Origin of the sequence: Bacteroides zhangwenhongii (genome assembly GCF_009193325.2) — a bacterium.
Taxonomy (GTDB): Bacteria; Bacteroidota; Bacteroidia; order Bacteroidales; family Bacteroidaceae; genus Bacteroides; species Bacteroides zhangwenhongii.
In genome coordinates this window covers 5001450-5018770 of record NZ_CP059856.1, presented here as the reverse complement: position 1 = coordinate 5018770, position 17321 = coordinate 5001450, and the positions used below count along the sequence as shown (strand labels likewise).

General features: G+C 42.1%; 18 protein-coding genes and 1 riboswitch. Of the genes, 7 read left to right on the top strand and 11 right to left on the bottom strand.

The window, feature by feature from the left end; genetic code table 11:
- Positions 1-5: 5 nt before the first annotated feature.
- Entirely contained in the window at positions 6-1286 is a 1281-nt protein-coding gene (locus tag GD630_RS19850) for an O-acetylhomoserine aminocarboxypropyltransferase/cysteine synthase family protein (RefSeq protein WP_007766560.1), read from the bottom strand.
- Positions 1287-1414: 128 nt separating this feature from the next.
- Between GD630_RS19850 and GD630_RS19845 the strand changes: the two genes are divergently transcribed.
- On the top strand, positions 1415-2413 hold the full coding sequence (locus GD630_RS19845; RefSeq protein ID WP_143865069.1) for an N-acetylmuramoyl-L-alanine amidase family protein: 999 nt from the start codon (positions 1415-1417) through the stop codon (positions 2411-2413).
- Between the two features lie 575 nt (positions 2414-2988).
- On the opposite strand, the gene GD630_RS19840 is transcribed toward GD630_RS19845, so the two are convergent.
- From GD630_RS19840 to accC, 3 genes are read right to left on the bottom strand one after another with little or no spacing between them, the layout of a single operon-like run.
- Positions 2989-4524: an acyl-CoA carboxylase subunit beta gene (locus tag GD630_RS19840; RefSeq protein WP_143865070.1), complete on the bottom strand. Its 1536-nt coding sequence runs from the start codon at positions 4522-4524 to the stop codon at positions 2989-2991.
- Between the two features lie 3 nt (positions 4525-4527).
- Positions 4528-5037 (bottom strand): acetyl-CoA carboxylase biotin carboxyl carrier protein subunit, encoded by a 510-nt coding sequence (locus GD630_RS19835; protein WP_143865071.1) that lies wholly within the window; start codon positions 5035-5037, stop codon positions 4528-4530.
- A 23-nt stretch (positions 5038-5060) separates the two neighbouring features.
- Positions 5061-6572 (bottom strand): acetyl-CoA carboxylase biotin carboxylase subunit, encoded by a 1512-nt coding sequence (gene accC, locus GD630_RS19830; RefSeq protein ID WP_143865072.1) that lies wholly within the window; start codon positions 6570-6572, stop codon positions 5061-5063.
- Between the two features lie 132 nt (positions 6573-6704).
- Positions 6705-6908: riboswitch (cobalamin riboswitch) on the bottom strand.
- 135 nt (positions 6909-7043) lie between these two features.
- Here accC and GD630_RS19825 point away from each other — a divergent pair.
- The 4 genes from GD630_RS19825 (at position 7044) to GD630_RS19810 (ending at position 8834) form a co-directional block, all read left to right on the top strand.
- The gene (locus GD630_RS19825) at positions 7044-7526 is read left to right on the top strand and encodes a pyridoxamine 5'-phosphate oxidase family protein (RefSeq protein ID WP_143865073.1); all 483 of its coding nucleotides are present in this window, start codon (positions 7044-7046) and stop codon (positions 7524-7526) included.
- 95 nt (positions 7527-7621) lie between these two features.
- On the top strand, positions 7622-7945 hold the full coding sequence (locus GD630_RS19820) for a thioredoxin family protein (RefSeq protein WP_004296832.1): 324 nt from the start codon (positions 7622-7624) through the stop codon (positions 7943-7945).
- A 249-nt stretch (positions 7946-8194) separates the two neighbouring features.
- The gene (locus GD630_RS19815) at positions 8195-8512 is read left to right on the top strand and encodes a type II toxin-antitoxin system RelE/ParE family toxin (protein ID WP_007766544.1); all 318 of its coding nucleotides are present in this window, start codon (positions 8195-8197) and stop codon (positions 8510-8512) included.
- Between the two features lie 7 nt (positions 8513-8519).
- Entirely contained in the window at positions 8520-8834 is a 315-nt protein-coding gene (locus GD630_RS19810; RefSeq protein WP_143865074.1) for a HigA family addiction module antitoxin, read from the top strand.
- A 1-nt stretch (position 8835) separates the two neighbouring features.
- Here the strand turns inward: GD630_RS19810 and pncB are convergent, their stop codons facing one another.
- The 7 genes from pncB to GD630_RS19775 form a co-directional block, all read right to left on the bottom strand.
- A complete protein-coding gene (gene pncB, locus GD630_RS19805) occupies positions 8836-10002 on the bottom strand; it encodes a nicotinate phosphoribosyltransferase (protein WP_122138740.1) in 1167 nt (388 codons plus the stop codon).
- Positions 10003-10171: 169 nt separating this feature from the next.
- Positions 10172-10702 (bottom strand): hypothetical protein, encoded by a 531-nt coding sequence (locus GD630_RS19800; protein ID WP_008998719.1) that lies wholly within the window; start codon positions 10700-10702, stop codon positions 10172-10174.
- 44 nt (positions 10703-10746) lie between these two features.
- Positions 10747-11472 (bottom strand): hypothetical protein, encoded by a 726-nt coding sequence (locus GD630_RS19795; protein ID WP_143865075.1) that lies wholly within the window; start codon positions 11470-11472, stop codon positions 10747-10749.
- A 4-nt stretch (positions 11473-11476) separates the two neighbouring features.
- Complete coding sequence (locus GD630_RS19790) at positions 11477-12082, bottom strand: TetR/AcrR family transcriptional regulator (protein ID WP_143865076.1); 606 nt, start codon at positions 12080-12082, stop codon at positions 11477-11479.
- 137 nt (positions 12083-12219) lie between these two features.
- Positions 12220-12999, bottom strand: a complete 780-nt coding sequence (hdhA, locus tag GD630_RS19785) for a 7alpha-hydroxysteroid dehydrogenase (RefSeq protein WP_143865077.1) — start codon at positions 12997-12999, stop codon at positions 12220-12222.
- Between the two features lie 373 nt (positions 13000-13372).
- Positions 13373-14311: a DUF1848 domain-containing protein gene (locus tag GD630_RS19780; protein ID WP_143865078.1), complete on the bottom strand. Its 939-nt coding sequence runs from the start codon at positions 14309-14311 to the stop codon at positions 13373-13375.
- A gap of 311 nt (positions 14312-14622) precedes the next feature.
- Positions 14623-14949 carry a cupin domain-containing protein gene (locus GD630_RS19775; RefSeq protein ID WP_008998716.1) on the bottom strand — a complete coding sequence of 109 codons (327 nt, stop codon included), beginning with the start codon at positions 14947-14949 and terminating at the stop codon, positions 14623-14625.
- Between the two features lie 143 nt (positions 14950-15092).
- Here GD630_RS19775 and GD630_RS19770 point away from each other — a divergent pair, with 143 nt between their 5' ends.
- Positions 15093-16256, top strand: a complete 1164-nt coding sequence (locus tag GD630_RS19770; protein ID WP_182505674.1) for an IS4 family transposase — start codon at positions 15093-15095, stop codon at positions 16254-16256.
- A gap of 140 nt (positions 16257-16396) precedes the next feature.
- Positions 16397-17266 (top strand): DUF6845 domain-containing protein, encoded by an 870-nt coding sequence (locus GD630_RS19765; protein ID WP_117935251.1) that lies wholly within the window; start codon positions 16397-16399, stop codon positions 17264-17266.
- The last annotated feature ends 55 nt before the right edge of the window (positions 17267-17321 follow it).

Genomic DNA, 17321 nt, shown 5'->3' with positions numbered 1-17321 from the left:
TATGTTTATGCGTTCAATGCCTGTTCAATATCCGCGATGATATCATCTGCGTTTTCGATTCCTACGGATAGACGAATTAGGTCAGGCCGTACACCTGCTTCCATCAACTGCTCGTCCGACAACTGACGATGTGTGTGGCTTGCAGGATGGAGCACGCAACTACGTGCATCGGCAACGTGAGTGACGATAGCAATGAATTCCAGTGAATCCATAAACTTGATGGAAACATCGCGTCCCCCTTTCAGGCCGAAGGAGATTACTCCACAAGAACCGTTCGGCATATATTTTTGTGCCAAAGCGTAATATTTGTTATCCGGCAGGCCACAGTAATTGACCCAAGCCACTTTCTCGTTCTTGGAAAGGTATTCGGCTACTTTCTGCGCATTGCGGCAATGCTGTGGCATACGGAGGTGTAGTGTTTCGAGTCCCAGATTCAATAAGAATGAATTTTGCGGGCTTTGGATGCTACCCAAGTCACGCATCAGTTGTGCGGTAGCTTTGGTGATATAAGCGCCTTTGCCAAATGCTTTGGTATAAGTCAGTCCGTGGTAGGATTCGTCAGGGGTACAAAGGCCCGGAAATTTATCTGCATGAGCGTCCCAGTCGAAGTTACCGCTGTCAACTACACAACCGCCTACGCTGGTAGCGTGTCCGTCCATATATTTGGTTGTGGAGTGAACAACGATGTCGGCACCCCATTCGAACGGGCGACAGTTGATGGGGGTAGGGAAAGTATTATCCACAATCAAAGGTACTCCGTGACTGTGAGCGATACGGGCGAATTTCTCAATATCCAGCACTTCGAGAGAAGGATTGGAAATAGTTTCACCGAACAATGCTTTTGTATTTGGCTGGAAGGCTGCGGAAATCTCTTCTTCGCTGGCGTCCGGATTGACGAAGGTAACGTCTATGCCTAGTTTTTTCATTGTCACGCCGAACAGGTTGAAAGTACCGCCGTAAATAGCGGAAGAACAAACAAAATGATCTCCGGCCTGGCAAATATTGAAAATGGCGTAAAAGTTGGCTGCCTGACCACTGGAAGTCAACATGGCGGCTACACCACCTTCGAGAGCGGCAATCTTGGCGGCAACAGCGTCATTTGTCGGATTCTGCAGTCGTGTATAAAAGTAACCGCTATCTTCCAAATCGAAAAGGCGGGCCATTTGTTCGCTGGTATCATATTTGAAAGTTGTACTTTGATAGATGGGCAATACGCGTGGTTCGCCCTTTTTAGGCGTCCACCCTGCCTGTACGCACAGGGTTTCGGGCTTGAATTGTTTTGCCATAATGTTATCGGGTTTTAGTGATTTATTCCAAAAAATGTTTTAATGGCGCAAAAGTAGGGAAAATAATTGTATTTTTGTCCTGTTTATGAGTGAAATGATAGTCACATGAAGGAGATAATTGTGCAGATATGAAAAATAAACTCTATATTCTTTTATTCTTAGCTTTTCTTTTCTCAGGAACAGCACTTTGGGCGCAGCAGAAAGCGACTCCGAAGGCGGGTGAGGGTATCTCTGCTTTTCTATTGAGACATAACCGTTCTCCAAAAAAATATATGGATGATTTTATAGAGCTGAATAAAAAGAAACTGGGGAAAAAGAATGTACTTAAAGTAGGGGTGAGTTATATTATTCCTCCCAAAGAGAAATCAAAAAACACAAATTTGGGAACTACTATTAACGAGCCTTTGTTCGGTAAGGAATTGGCAAATGTCAAGGTTACTTCCAATCGTCTTGCCGGTGCTTGTTTCTATGTGGTCAGCGGACATGGCGGTCCCGATCCCGGAGCTATCGGACGGGCAGGAAGGCATGAGCTTCACGAAGACGAATATGCATATGATATTGCTCTTCGTCTGGCGCGTGTTCTGATGCAGGAAGGTGCTGACGTGCGTATTATCATTCAGGACGCCAAGGATGGAATTCGTGATGAATCGTATCTGTCCAACAGTAAGCGCGAAACTTGTATGGGGGATCCGATTCCATTGAATCAGGTACAACGTCTTCAGCAGCGTTGCAATAAGATCAACGCTTTATATCAGAAAGACCGTAAAAACTATGCCTATTGCAGGGCTATCTTTATCCATGTGGATAGTCGAAGCAAGGGAAAGCAAACTGATGTCTTTTTCTATCATTCGAACAAGAAAGCGCATAGCAAACGGTTGGCGAATAATATGAAAGATACATTTGAATCGAAATATGATAAGCATCAGCCCAACCGAGGCTTTTCCGGCACTGTGAGTGGTCGTAATCTGTATGTGCTTTCCCGTACCACTCCCGTTTCTGTCTTTGTGGAGTTGGGCAATATTCAAAATACTTTCGATCAACGCCGGTTAGTGATAAATTCCAACCGACAGGCATTGGCTAAATGGCTGATGGAGGGCTTTTTAAAGGATCATAAAGAGAAAAAATAAGTAGAAGAGTCTGTTTTTTATGAACAAAACATATAACTGCTTGTTTTAATAATGCAAATCACCTGATAAAGCTTCTTATGGGTATGCGAATATAGATAAGTCAAGCAAGATATGCCTCCCCGGCATAACAGGAAGATTGCATAGTAGTTTTGTCGTGTTTTATTTTGTGTTTGTGTTGTGACGGTGCTGCGATGTGAATCGGAGTACCGTTTTTTAGTAATGTCCGGTTGTGTTCCCTTATTTTTTTTGATTTCTCATGAACAAAACATATAACTGTTTGTTATAATAATGCAAATCGCCTGATAAAGCTTCTTATGGGTATGCGAATATAGATAAGTCAAGCAAGATATGCCTCCCCGGCATAACAGGAAGATTGCATAGTAGTTTTGTCGTGTTTTATTTTGTGTTTGTGTTGTGACGGTGCTGCGATGTGAATCGAGGTGCCGTTTTTTGGTATTGGTCGGAAAGAACCTTTCGGGAATAAAAAACGGACTTACGAAAGTCCTGATATGATAGTAGGATATTCCGTAAGTCCGTTGGGCTGGTGCTGCCTTGCACAGCACCTTATCTAGTTGTTATAAGGGCATATTACCGTGTTTTTTAGGCGGATTTGTCTGCATCTTATTTTCTGTCATCTCCAGTGCCTGAATCAGACGTTTACGAGTCTGCCTCGGATAAATAATTTCGTCAATATATCCCAATTCGGCAGCTTGATAAGGAGTTGCGAATTTTTCTTTGTAAGCTTCCAGCTCTTTAGCTTTCGTTGCTTCGTCAGCCTTACGGAACAAGATATTGATGGCACCGTCTGCTCCCATCACTGCGATTTCGGCACTTGGATAAGCGAAGTTTACATCGGCTCCTGTCTGCTTGGAGTTCATGACGATGTAAGCGCCACCGTAGGCTTTGCGGGTAATGACGGTGAGTTTGGGAACGGTAGCTTCCGCAAATGCATAAACGATTTTTGCTCCGTGACGGATAATGCCGTTATTTTCCTGTGTATATCCCGGAAGGAATCCCGGAACATCTTCAAAGGTAATCAATGGGATATTGAAACAATCGCAGAAACGGATGAAGCGACTTGCTTTGTCACTGGCGTCAATATCAAGTACTCCGGCAAGGTAGGCGGGTTGGTTGGCGACAATGCCTACCGAACGTCCTGCCAGACGAGCAAAACCGATAATGATATTTTTGGCGAAGTTCGGCATGACTTCAAAGAAATAACCGTTGTCTACCACTCGCTCGATAATATCTTTCATATCATACGGAACATTCGGATCTGTGGGGACAATGGTATCCAAAGTGGTGTCTTCATGATTTATTTCATCTGTACAGTTCTGTTTTCTGGTCTCGTCCATATTGTTCTGAGGCAAGAACGAAAGCAGCTCACGTATGCTCATCAGTAGCTCTTCTTCCGTGTTGCACATGAAATGAGTAACACCGCTCTTACTGCTATGTGCCATAGCACCACCTAGTTCTTCTTTGCTCACTTCCTCATGAATGACGGTTTTCACAACATCGGGACCGGTCACGAACATATGGCTTTGTTCTTTTACCATAAATATAAAGTCGGTAAGGGCAGGAGAGTAGCAGGCGCCTCCGGCACAAGGACCGAGAATAGCTGAAATCTGCGGAATCACACCGCTCGCCATCGTGTTCTGATAGAAGATGTCCGCATAACCGGAAAGGCTCTCGATGCCTTCCTGGATACGTGCGCCGCCTGAATCGTTCAGGGCGATAATCGGAGCGCCGTTCTTCAAGGCAAGTTGTTGGACTTTTACAATTTTTTTTGCGTTGGAAGCCGATAGAGAACCGCCGTAAACGGTGAAGTCATAGGCATAAACGAACACCTGACGTCCGTCTATCTTTCCATAACCTGACACGATACCGTCTCCCGGAATTTTATTCTTGTCCATGCCGTAGTTGGTGCAACGATGAACCATCAGTTTGTCCAGTTCCACAAATGTACCTTTGTCCAACAGCATATCGATACGTTCGCGGGCAGTCATCTTCCCGCTTTCGTGTTGTTTCTCTATTTTGGCAGCGCCTCCACCGAGTGAAGCGATGCGGTCACGTTCTTCAAACGTGGCGTATGCTTTATTTTTTTCTTCCATTTTTTAATCGATTGTTTCAAGAGTTATTAATGTCTGGTCACCGGTGATGTTATCTCCTTCCCGGACCAGTATTTCTTTGATGCGGCAGTCGGAAGTTACCTTGTAGTTGCTCTGCATCTTCATGGCTTCGATAACGATAACCGTATCTCCAGCTTTCATTTCCTGACCTACTGTTACGGGGATTTTTACTACTTTGCCCGGCATTGGGGAAATGATACTGTCGTTTTGTTCTGCTTCCCCTTTCTTGCGCATACGCAGGTATTTTGCTTGACTGTCTACGATTTCGACATTAAAACTGCTATAATGAGTGTTTACTTTATAGCTTTTCCCGTTTTCACGTCGAATTAATTGGGCATTTGCACTGCGGCCATCCATCAGAATGTTGCAGGTCCCGTTTTCCGCCATCACAACATCAGCCTCGAAAGGCTTCCCGTCAATGGTGAGTACCACTTTGTTATCTTCTTTGCTGACCAATTCTATTTCGGCCACACGGTCTCCTATATGAATTTCCATAATCGAATTCTCTGCGTTATAATTTAGATTCTTAATACACCTTTGTGCAACCCGAATTCCTTCCATTTACTGATAGGACGGTTATCCGTTGCATCACCTTTGTTCTCTTCGAGATTCATCAGGTAGTCTATGTATGCGGCAATCATGGCAATGTTTTCAGCACGTTCGCTGGTGCGCATGATACATTGTTTCAAGTGTTCGCCATTCTTGGCAATGAATCCTGTGTCATAGTGACCTTCCACGAAATCGGGAGTGTCCATGATGGCACGCAGATAGCTGATATTGTTTTTCACACCGGTCAACTTATATTCGTGGAGTACGCGGCGCATCCGCTCGATAGCGTATTCGCGGTTGGTAGCCCATACAATCAGTTTACCGATCATCGGGTCGTAGTAGATTGGAATTTCATATCCCTCGTACACATAACTGTCGATACGTACACCGATACTGTTCGGCTCTGTAATCTGTTTGATGATGCCCGGGCTCGGCATGAAATTCATTTCTGTATCTTCGGCACAAATACGACACTCAATAGCGTGTCCGCGTTGCTGAATATTTTCTTGTTTCAGTTGAAGCACCTGTCCGTCGGCAACTTTAATCTGCTCTTTCACCAAATCTACCCCAATCACTTCTTCCGTAATCGGATGCTCCACCTGTAAACGGGTGTTCATCTCAAGGAAATAATAGTTGCGGTGTTTGTCAACAAGAAATTCGATAGTACCCGCACCGATATAGTTCACCGCTTTAGCCGCAGCTACCGCCTTTTCACCCATATCTTTCCGCAGTTCGGGAGTGACGAAAACCGAAGGAGTCTCCTCTACGATTTTCTGGTTACGGCGTTGCACGGAACATTCGCGTTCGCACAGATGAATGACATTTCCATGTTTGTCACCAAGAATCTGGAACTCGATGTGATGAGGCTCTTCAACGAACTTCTCCAGATAAACCGTGTCGTCGCCAAAGGAAGACAACGATTCGCTCTTGGCAGTGGTATAAGCTTCTTCCACTTCTTCGGCACTGTGGATGAGGCGCATACCTTTTCCACCACCGCCCATAGAAGCTTTCAGCATCACCGGATATCCGATCTTATTGCAAAGCTCTATGGCTTCTTCCACACTTTTCAAATTGTCTTGTGTGCCGGGAACAACGGGTACTCCCGCCTCGATCATTTTGATACGGGCAGCAATTTTATCCCCCATGGCTTCCATTGTTTCCGGATTAGGTCCGATAAAGATGATTCCTTCTTCCTGACATCGACGGGCGAAGGTAGCATTCTCGGACAAGAAGCCGTAACCCGGATGGATGGCGTCCGCATGAGCTGCTTTCGCCACTTCGATGATTTTTTCTATATTCAGATAACTCTCTTTGGATGCTGCCGGCCCTACGCAATAAGCTTCGTCTGCATAAAGCACGTGCTTCGCGGTCCGGTCTGCTTCGGAAAAGATAGCGATACTCGTTATCTCCATCTCCCGGCAGGAGCGCATCACCCTTACGGCAATTTCACCGCGATTGGCTACTAAGATTTTTTTTATCATACTTTTTTCAATTAAGTACATACTTATTAATGTCTTCCTATCTAATGGACATACTCCACCCGACGAAAAACAGTATTTTTTTGATTTGGGGCTTAACAAGTGATGCTCTTTCTCCTAACCCACGAGGAGGGGAGCGTCTTACACAAAATGGCAGGTCTTCTGACTGACTCTTGTCTTATTTGCCTTCCCGATTAACATCAGTGGCGTTAAATTAGTTCAATTATAAGACATTGAACAGAGCTTCACAGCAGCGGGACTGTCCGGGACTTACACCCGATTCCCTATTAATCGTCGTCCGTTGGATACGGATTCTGAACCATTTCGGGGGGCAAAGATAAATAAATATTAAATAAGATGTTCCTTTTTTGCACGAAAGTTTCATTTTTGTGCAATGCTTATCTTTAAAACGGGGATTTGTCTTCGATTAAGAATATTGTATATCTTTGTAATGTCATTAATTATATAGTAAAAATGAAATATTTAAATGAACCCGTCAGGCGCCAGGATCGTCTGCTGGAAGAAGAAAAAGCTCTTCGTTTATTACAAACTGCAGAATACGGAATATTGTCGATGCAGGCAGTAGGAGGCGGCGGTTATGGAATTCCTGTCAATTATGTGTGGGATGGTGCTCGTTCTATTTATATTCATTGTGCACCCGAAGGAGAGAAACTGCGTTGTATCTCTGCTTGTGAGAGAGTTTCTTTTTGTGTGGTAGGAGCCACTCATCTTGTTCCCGACAAGTTTACGACGGGGTATGAGAGTATTGTACTGACAGGGACAGCCCATACTGGACTTTCGGAAGCCGAACGGATGAAGGCGCTTGAACTGCTGTTGGATAAACTCTCTCCGGAAGATAAAGTGGTAGGAATGAAGTATGCGGAGAAGTCTTTCCATCGCACGGAGATCATTCGTCTGGATATTGATAACTGGTCGGGCAAATGTAAACGGGTTTGATTCTTTAATTAGTGTGTAACCTTGCTACTTTTCTAAACTATATTTCTCCTGATATTGTTAAGTTGATAATAATTAATAAAAAAGGAGATATTCGTATGAAAGAAAAGAAAATAGCTCGTGAAGAAAGAAATCAGGAGAAACTGGCTAACGGTGATTGGGTAATGGCAGAGTTTTATGCAACGTGGTGTCCTCATTGCCAACGTATGAAACCGGTTGTTGAAGAATTTAAGAAACTGATGGAAGGAACATTGGAAGTGGTATTGGTAGACATCGACCAGGAACCTGCCCTTACAGATTTCTATACGGTTGAGTCGACTCCTACCTTTATTCTTTTTAGAAAAGGACAACAGCTCTGGAGACAATCCGGCGAATTACCTCTGGAAAGACTGGAAAGAGCAGTGAAAGGATTCAAATCCTGAAAGGTTTGGATCTGATTGCCATAGCTTTTATTACTATAGTCACAGATAGTATAGAATAAGAACATACCTGCAGCATTTTTTTATTAATACTGCTATGAATAGAGTTGTGTTGATTAAGGTGATAGCAAGTTTTATCTACTAGCTTTCGGACTTTGGCCAAGTTTGATAGAATTGCTATCATTATATCCACTTTTTTAGTGTATTCTGAAAAAAAACTGCTATCTTTGTACTGTCGTAATAAGTAGAGAAATGGTTATTGAGTTTGAAAAGGAATATCTTTCAGAACTTTATTATGAAGGTAAATGTAGCGATAAGAAGCATCGTTTTCAACCTCAAGTAATAAGGAATTATGTGAAGCGAATTGTCATTTTGGCTGAAGCGTTGAATGTAGAAGCACTTTATCCTTTGAATTCGTTGAATTATGAAGTCTTGACGGGAGTTAAAAAAGGTATTTCATCTATTCGGATCGATAAACAATATCGGCTGGAATTTAAAATATCGACTACGGATTCCGAACCCATCATAACTATTTGTTCTATAATCGACATAACGAATCATTATAAATAAGAATAGTATGTCTAATTTAGGGTATTCTTTTGTTCCAGTACATCCGGGAGAGATTATAAAAGAAGAATTACAATCTCGTGGAATATCGCAGAAACGATTTGCAGAGGTGGTAGGAGTGTCGTATACGATGCTGAATGATATATTGAATGGGCGTCGTCCTGTATCTACGGATTTTGCTTTGTTGATTGAAGCTGCTACCGATATAAATGCGGAGTTGCTGGTGAACATGCAGACGAGATATAATATGCAAATTGCCCGAAAGGATAAGAATGTGATGGCGCATTTGGAGAATTTACGGAAAATATGTGCAACATTGTTATAATTTAGTTGAGTCTCAACTCATACAGGCAAGCCTGTACCTCTTCAAGGCTGCCGGTATGTTTTCCTTCATCATCAGACAGTTTGATACATTCTCTCCATTCCTGATTGACATTCATCTTACATTGTGTCAGTTTCATCACGATGTTCGAAGGCTCGAATCCGGTATCATTGGTAAGGTTGGTACCGATTCCGAAAGAGCAGCGTATTTTGTTCTGGCAGTATTCCTGAATATCCAATGCCTTTGTAAAGTCGAGGGCATTGCTGAAAACGATGGTTTTGGTCGTCGCATCAATTCCCAACTCTTTATAACGGGCAACCAGCTTGTCGATAAACTCAAACTCATTACCGGAATCGCAACGCACTCCGTCAAATAGTTTAGCCTGTTTGCGGCTAAGGTTACTAAGGAAGATACCGGAAGTATATGTATCGGAAAGTGCGATACCCAAATCCCCGTCATAAACATTCACCCAGTTTTCGAGTGCCATATAGTTGGCATGTTTATATCCGAACTGTGCTCCGTGAAACATAAACCATTCATGTGGATGAGTCCCCATCATTTTCATTCCATATTTCATTGCAAAGTTACAGTTGGAAGTTCCGGTGCAATAATGTGCCGTCTCATTCAGCTTCTTGATAACCGTTTCCTGCACATCAATGGAGAATCTTCTCCGTGTGCCGAATTCGGAAAAGCGGAGCTGATGTTGATTCGATAATTCTATTTTCTCTGACAGCTTGCAAAGAATCTCGTTCATGTCTGCTACATTGCCAAAGAAACGGTTTTTGATTTCAGAGACAATCGCGAGCAAAGGCACTTCATACAGCGTCACTTTATAGAGCAAATCAGTCACCTCAATGTGAAGATGACAGGCTTCATCCAGATGAATATCAATCTTATTCGGGTCGAAACGAAAAGAAGATAACCACTCCCAATAGACCCTCGGAAGGAATCTGCAGTTTTTCGTCATATATTCCAGCTCCTCTTCCGTAAATCTCAACTGACTAAGATTCTTAATCTCTGTCTTGAGTGCCTTCAGGAAATCTTCGGTATATTGAGTTTCATTCCGGTCGTTGAAACTAAACGTGCCCATTGCATAGGGAAACAGTTTGATATAAGCATACGATGTGGTAAACTTATAAAGATCGGTATCTAGTAATGTCTTAACAATCATTTCGTTCGCTCTTTATATTTTATAACGTCGTAAAGTTAGTATTTGTTGAATAATATAACGACTTAATCATTAATAATTATGCCTTTTTTTATTCGAGGGGAATAAAGCCAGGATCTGAATATATATTCTGTTCGCAATGGCAAATTCCTTATCTCTTATTATACTTACCTCAATAAGTCAAGCCGATTTTCAGCGTAATGGAATGGTGCGACAATTCTTCCTTAAACGTCGTATGGAAATACGGATCTTCCTGTTTCTTTGTCCGTTCCAGTTTCTGGAGTTCATAACCTGCCATCAAATTCAGTTTAATTTTCCGGTTGACTTTGAATTGTGCACCGATGGAAGGAGAGAGGTAAAAGCCTCCGTTTGCTTCTCTGTCTGTGGCAAAAGACCCACCGATATGACATTCCAGATAAGGAGTCAGTCTCCTGGGCTTCGTTATATAAAATTGCGCACTGGCATAAAGCGGGATAAGCAACTTCTCGTAAACAGAAAGTCCGCTGCCCGCACCGATGGCAAACCGTTGACTGATGTGGTAATGACTGACGATTTGCCAGTTGAAAGGCGTGTAAGAAGGCTGATTCATAGAAAAACCTGTCCCGATATATGTAGTGTAAGAGAGACGTCTGCTGTCTGTTTGTCCGTCGGCACATACAGTAATGAAAGATAGCAGTGCAAAGATGAATATAAATTTCTTCATAATGATGCAAGGATAGAGTCTGATAATACGATGGTTAGCTGCTGCTATTGCACATACACGGTTATGCTTTTAACGATATGCAATGCAGTTGTGAGTGAAGAAGTATCTCTGGTAAGATCTCCATTACTTCCATCCGGGCTGCTGTGTCCGATCAGTTTGGCTGTAAATTCTTTCTTGCCGGAAGTCAAATCCACTTCTGCTGCGTAGACAAGGGCAGGCTGTCCGCTCCCTTCTTTTCCACCGGAGTAATTGGCGTCTCCTTCTTTGGCCGATTTCGGATATGCATCATTGAAATCTGTAGAATGATTGATTTCAATTTTGACTATAAACTTCTTCTGTTTTCCGGTTGGCGACATCTTCACATTAAAACTACCTTTCGGAGTAGCTCCGCTGATACCGTCCGTCAACGGTTCCTTTTTGCTAGGAAGATATAACCCGTCTTCATATTGGATTCCCCGCTGATAACACCAATGCGGCAGCGCTTCCTTTCGGCGGTTACCGCCGGAGGCTTGCCAGGATTGAGTGGCTATTTTGTGTGTCACATACACGGTGGACAGATAATTCCCTTCCATGTCTTCAGTCCAGATTGCAATCTGGGGCGGATTTTTGATGTTGATGCCTAGAAACAAAGGAAAATTATGCAACCACTCTTCCCCTTTTTCAATAGATATTTTAAGATCGTTACTGTCGTATTCTACTAAATCCCGGTTGCATCCACTATTTATCAATAGAGAAAGAAACCATATTCCCATTATTGTCATTTTATTCATTTGATTAGAGTTGTTTTTGTAACCAGAGGTCTACTAATAGATTGATGCCTTCTTCCAATTCCTCCCAGCCGCTTTCCTGCTGAATCTTGAGGCCGTTGTAGACCGGGCAGTTTTCTTCGAGCAATGCCAGATAACTGATGGCTGCGGTGATGATGGAAGCCATAGCGGCAATCTCTTTTTTCGGATGTTTTGAAAGTTTGATGACTGCCTCTACCAGCCAGATTCCTTTCTCTTCCCGTTTGTTGCGCAACTCTTTCACAAACTTATTGTCCGTTGTCAGTTCCCAGCGATACAGGCGTTTCAATGTATAATTCTCCCGTAACCGCATGATTTGTCTTTTGAATATCTGCTTGATAAATGCGGCTAAATGAGCCTGATCCGGTAACTCTTCATCGAAATTAATCCAATAGTCGTTCTGCTGAATGTAGGCTGCTATCAGTCCATCCAGCGAATTGAAATAACGGTAGATAAGCATTTTTGAAACTTTGGCCTTGGCTGCTACCGCATTGATGCCCAACCCCTCGAAGCCGCTTTCTTCAATGATGTCGTTGACGGCTTTAATCAGGGTCATTTCCGTAGCCTGTCTGTTTTTAGTAATCTCTTTTTCCATACTTTGATACTTTTGTTACTGACTGGTCACAAAGATATGTTTCCTATCGGTAACATCAAGGAAAAAGAGATTATTTTTTGTAATGGTTGCCGGTTAATAACCTATCATCTTTACCGATAATACGTTATCCGGTCGTTTTATGATAACGCCACTGTCGGATTATGAACGGTCAGTCCGCCATCCACCACAATCGTTTGTCCGGTGATGTATCTGGCATCGTTCGAAGCCAGAAAAGCGATGGTAGCTGCAACATCCTCCGGTTCTCCCAGATAAGGAGTGGCACATTGACCGAGGAAGATATTACGTACATCCTCATTCAGGTTGTCCAATGCAGCGGGAGTAAGTACCAGTCCCGGAGCTACGGCGTTGCAACGGATGTTTTTCTTTCCCATTTGAGTAGCGATATATTTCGTCAGGTTGATGACACCCGCTTTGCTGGCGCCGTATAAAGTGCCGTTGGCATCAGCCGTAAGTCCGCTTATGGAAGCTACGTTGACAATGTTTCCGCCGCCATTGGCAGTCATGATAGGAATGACCTGTTGGGAAAGATACATCGTGCAGCAGAGATTCAGATGGAATACTTCGTCAAAGTAGTTGATGTCCAGCTTTTCGATGCTAAGGTCACGTTTGGGATCAGTTCCTCCTACATTATTAATCAGTACGTCTATTCTTTGATATTCATTCATGGAAAAATCAATCAATTCTTTGCAACTCTGGAGTTCGGTGGCGGAGAAATAGACATGACGCACGTCAGCCCCTGTGTGCGTGAGTTCGTTGGCAAGCTGCTCCGCTCTTTTCTCGGAATGGTCAGCGATGACTACTTTGCCTCCTTCGGAGACAATGCGGCGTGTGGTTGCTTCGCCGATACCACCGGCGGCACCGGTGATGACAACTACTTTATTTTCGAATCTGTTCATATAATGGGAATTTGATGGTTATCTTCTATTTAGAAACAGCTGGCAGAGGAATTTGTTAGCCCTCATAAACTCTCTTTAATAAGATAAGGTGTTCGATTCGAAAACTTTTGCATCTTTTCCAGTTTTACGCTCTGATTATTTAAGAAAACTGTTAAATGTTAATGCCTGGCCACTCATTTGTTAATACGGCTCTGATTCTATTAAACCATGTTATAAGATACGCTGCTTTGGCCTCAAAATTTGGAGATAACCGAAAAGTCCGTATCTTTGTACTGTGTTTTTCATAGTATTAGATTTAAGGTTAACAAAAGATTGGCTGTCTGGGATAGATAGCCTTTTTTTATGCCTGTAAGTCAACTGTAGACCGAAGAGATTAAAACAACGAATATTGGTTATCCCGCAGGCTTTTCATCTCCCGTTCCTTTACGATATCATCTTCGGATAAATGGCCGATGAGTAGCGGTGAGTTTTTATCATGTTTCCTCCTATTATATACTGCCGTGTTATAATTGCCTTTGATGGCATAACAATAAATACATCCGTTCAGGCAACTTTCATAAGTTCCGATATCAATGCTTTCAATGCAGTTGCAGATGTTACGCTGGTTTTTATCCTTTTGGGCGAGGATAGGATAACCGATGATCTTTTCTATCAGATCCTTATCAATACACAGGCCACTCGGAATACCTAAATGTCTTAAATCCACTTTTACAGTACAAGTATCCAGCTGTATGTCGGGATAAACGTCGATTGTTTTTTTAAAGGAGACAGCCATTTCTTCTATTTCCTCTTGAGTTAGCGGATGGATGTTGAATGACCGTACAGAGTTCCGGATATGCTGGTAATGATCTATGAATCCCAGCATACATTTGGCAGTGTGGTCTTTGAGCCCGTCGGCAATCCGGGCAAATGCTTCCTGGTGGAAAGAAACATTATATTCCTCGTTCGTCAGTATCGGATCATATCTCCAGATCACCCTTTCCCTGCCGATTTTATCAGCCAGCTTTTTAAAGGTATCCATTCGTTTATCGATGGAGGGCAAATGATTTTCCAGCTTTTCTCCGTAGGGGTTAAGTGTAAATTGGAAGTAATAGTTGTAATCCTGCAATTTCTCCAGTTGGTTGAGCATAGGTGCCGGGTTCTTGGTCCAGAAAACAAAGCAATCTACTACAGCAGGAGATAGAGAGATCTTGCTAATCATTTTCGGATGATATGGATTGGGCACTAATACATATCCTTCTTTAATCCGGTTGAAAAACCACTGGGAATAGAATGCCGGAATATCTGTCCGGCGGCTGGCACTGATTATCATAGTTCAAAGTTACAAAAAAAAGACGATGTTGTTTCAATGATTCCCTCTTTTTTGTATTCTTACTTACCCAAGAAGTAACTTGTGTGAATGAATATGTTAAATGTTAACGTGTGAAGTCTGAAATGTTAATACGCTTCCCAGAGTATTAAACCCTGTTATAATATGGGCTGTTTAGGCTCTAGAATTTGCTATTTACCTGAAATATGGTACCTTTGTACAGTGTTTTTTTCATAAGTATTAGATTTAAGGTTAACAAAAGATTGGTTGCTCGTGATGAGTAGCCATTTTTTGTTTTTATACACTATGATTGTTTATTCCTTAATCATAGTCAACAGCATCTTAAATCTCTCCACTGCTGTAAGGGCATGCGGCGCATTCGCCGGAAATACGATACTTTCTCCTGCTTTTACGGTGAACAGAGTTCCGTTTACAGTAATATTCGCTACCCCTTCCAATACCTGCACGAGCGCATCAAACGGGGCACGATGTTCGCTTAACCCTTCTCCTTTGTCGAAAGAAAATAAAGTGATATTTCCTGCCGGACTTTTGATTAACTGTTTGCTGATAACGCCTCCTTCAGTATATTCAATGAGAGAAGCCAAATGGAGCACAACTCCTTTTTGAAATGATTGTTCCATATTTGTTTTATTTTTAAGTTCATTGCTGTCCCATTAAAATCTAAAATAGTTCTTTGAAATATTTGAAATTTAGTTAGTTACAGAGGTTTTTCGAGCGAACGGACTTGAATTCGTAGCTTTGTATCAGATTAATCTGATAGCACATGTTCCAAGACAAATACGTTTTTGCTCAGTTGGCTTCGTTTCTGAATCGAAGTAAGTTTAACCGCATTGTTGCCAAGTATGATGGCGACAAATATGTGAAGCATTTCACCTGCTGGAATCAACTACTTGCTTTGATGTTCGGTCAACTTTCTAATCGTGAAAGTCTGCGAGATTTAATAGTTGCGCTTGAAGCCCATCATTCCAAATGTTATCATTTAGGAATGGGTAAAAACGTATCAAAGTCATCGCTGGCACGAGCAAATCAAGATAGGGACTATCATATCTTTGAAGAATACGCTTACTACCTAGTTAGCGAAGCACGAGAAAAGCGTGTTACTCATATTTTCAAACTTGGTGGCAACGTTTATGCTTTCGATTCGACAACTATTGACCTGTGCCTTTCAGTCTTTTGGTGGGCTAAATTCCGCAAGAAGAAAGGTGGTATCAAAGTGCATACATTATATGATATAGAAACACAGATACCTGCATTCTTTCATATCACGGAAGCATCCGTACACGATTCTAAAGTAATGAATGAGATTCCTTATGAACCAGGCTCTTATTACATCTTTGACCGCGGTTATAACAACTTCAAGATGCTGTATAAGATTCATCAGATTGAAGCCTACTTCGTTGTCAGAGCAAAAAAGAACCTCGGGTACAAATCCATCAAATGGAAACGTAGGCTGCCTAAGAATGTGTTTTCAGACGCGAGCATACTTCTAACTGGATTCTATCCTAAACAATATTATCCGGAGCCACTTAGATTGGTTAAATATTGGGATGAAGAACAAGAACGAGAATTTACATTCATAACCAATGCCATGCATATATCTGCACTTCAAGTTGCTGAACTTTATAAAAATCGTTGGCAGGTAGAGCTGTTTTTCAAGTGGCTAAAGCAGCACCTTAAAATCAAAAGATTTTGGGGGACTACAGAGAATGCTGTTCGAATACAGATATATGCTGCAATATGCACTTACTGTTTGGTGGCAATCATTCAACACGATATGCAACTGGATAGAAGTACATACGAAGTGCTACAAATATTGAGCATCTCATTGACTGATAAAACTCATCTGAGAGACCTCTTTGATAAAACTAAATTTCAAAATGACAAAGAACGATTCGGACCAAATGGGCCAAGTTTATTTAATTTTTAATTTGTCCCAATTTTAATGGGACACTAGTGTTTTAAGTTAATATCATATAGAGAACACTTTTCGAATATGCATTGTTTGTCTATAACAAAAAACGATTTTTATTGTTATAGTACGAAAGACTCAATAAACTAACCATTATTATGAAGAAGAATATCTTATTGTTTGGAGCACTGATAGGTGCTTTCTTAATGGTTTCCTGTTCGGGAGGAAACAAGAAACAGGCTGCGTCCTCCGTCACTCCGGAGGAATTGGATAATGCCAGTAAAGTGATAAACTATTATCATACATCGCTCATCGTGTTGAGGCATGTAGCTAATGCAAAAGACGTAAATGCGGTCTTGGGATATATGGAACAGACAGGAAAAGTTCCTGAAGTATCTCCGATAGCACCGCCTGAAGTATCTGCCAGAGACACTGCGGAATTGATGGATCCGGGAGATTACTTTAATATACAAGTCCGTCAGAATCTGAAGCAGAGTTATAGAGGACTTTTCAGTGCACGGGCGCAATTCTATGATAATTTTAATAAGTTTCTCTCTTACAAGCAGGCCAAAGAGACAGCCAAGGCTGGCAAGCTCTTGGATGAAAACTATCGGCTAAGTGTAGAAATGTCCGAATATAAACAAGTGATTTTTGATATTCTAAGCCCTCTCACGGAACAGGCTGAAAAAGAACTTCTTGCCGACGAACCGTTGAAAGATCAAATCATGGCTATGCGTAAGATGTCCGGCACTGTGCAAAGCATAATGAATCTTTATTCTCGCAAACATGTACTGGAGGGTGCTCGCATTGATGTGAAGATGGCAGAATTGAAGAAAGAACTCGAAGCTGCAAAGAAACTTCCTGCTGTCACAGGCTATGATGAAGAGCAAAAGAATTATTATAGCTTCCTGTCTTCTGTGGAATCGTTTATGAAAGATATGCAGAAAGCAAGAGACAAAGGCGCATATTCCGATGCAGATTACAATGCGATGTCGGAAGCCTACGAATATGGACTTTCCGTTATCTAAAGAATTCTTCCTCTGTTTGAATGAGTTGCAATCATGCTTCTTCAAGCAGAGGATG

Coding starts and splice junctions, on each gene's coding strand:
- GD630_RS19850 (WP_007766560.1), bottom strand. CDS start 1,286: ATGGCAAAACAATTCAAGCCCGAAACCCTGTGCGTACAGGCAGGGTGG.
- GD630_RS19845 (WP_143865069.1), top strand. CDS start 1,415: ATGAAAAATAAACTCTATATTCTTTTATTCTTAGCTTTTCTTTTCTCA.
- GD630_RS19840 (WP_143865070.1), bottom strand. CDS start 4,524: ATGGAAGAAAAAAATAAAGCATACGCCACGTTTGAAGAACGTGACCGC.
- GD630_RS19835 (WP_143865071.1), bottom strand. CDS start 5,037: ATGGAAATTCATATAGGAGACCGTGTGGCCGAAATAGAATTGGTCAGC.
- accC (WP_143865072.1), bottom strand. CDS start 6,572: ATGATAAAAAAAATCTTAGTAGCCAATCGCGGTGAAATTGCCGTAAGG.
- GD630_RS19825 (WP_143865073.1), top strand. CDS start 7,044: ATGAAATATTTAAATGAACCCGTCAGGCGCCAGGATCGTCTGCTGGAA.
- GD630_RS19820 (WP_004296832.1), top strand. CDS start 7,622: ATGAAAGAAAAGAAAATAGCTCGTGAAGAAAGAAATCAGGAGAAACTG.
- GD630_RS19815 (WP_007766544.1), top strand. CDS start 8,195: ATGGTTATTGAGTTTGAAAAGGAATATCTTTCAGAACTTTATTATGAA.
- GD630_RS19810 (WP_143865074.1), top strand. CDS start 8,520: ATGTCTAATTTAGGGTATTCTTTTGTTCCAGTACATCCGGGAGAGATT.
- pncB (WP_122138740.1), bottom strand. CDS start 10,002: ATGATTGTTAAGACATTACTAGATACCGATCTTTATAAGTTTACCACA.
- GD630_RS19800 (WP_008998719.1), bottom strand. CDS start 10,702: ATGAAGAAATTTATATTCATCTTTGCACTGCTATCTTTCATTACTGTA.
- GD630_RS19795 (WP_143865075.1), bottom strand. CDS start 11,472: ATGAATAAAATGACAATAATGGGAATATGGTTTCTTTCTCTATTGATA.
- GD630_RS19790 (WP_143865076.1), bottom strand. CDS start 12,082: ATGGAAAAAGAGATTACTAAAAACAGACAGGCTACGGAAATGACCCTG.
- hdhA (WP_143865077.1), bottom strand. CDS start 12,999: ATGAACAGATTCGAAAATAAAGTAGTTGTCATCACCGGTGCCGCCGGT.
- GD630_RS19780 (WP_143865078.1), bottom strand. CDS start 14,311: ATGATAATCAGTGCCAGCCGCCGGACAGATATTCCGGCATTCTATTCC.
- GD630_RS19775 (WP_008998716.1), bottom strand. CDS start 14,949: ATGGAACAATCATTTCAAAAAGGAGTTGTGCTCCATTTGGCTTCTCTC.
- GD630_RS19770 (WP_182505674.1), top strand. CDS start 15,093: ATGTTCCAAGACAAATACGTTTTTGCTCAGTTGGCTTCGTTTCTGAAT.
- GD630_RS19765 (WP_117935251.1), top strand. CDS start 16,397: ATGAAGAAGAATATCTTATTGTTTGGAGCACTGATAGGTGCTTTCTTA.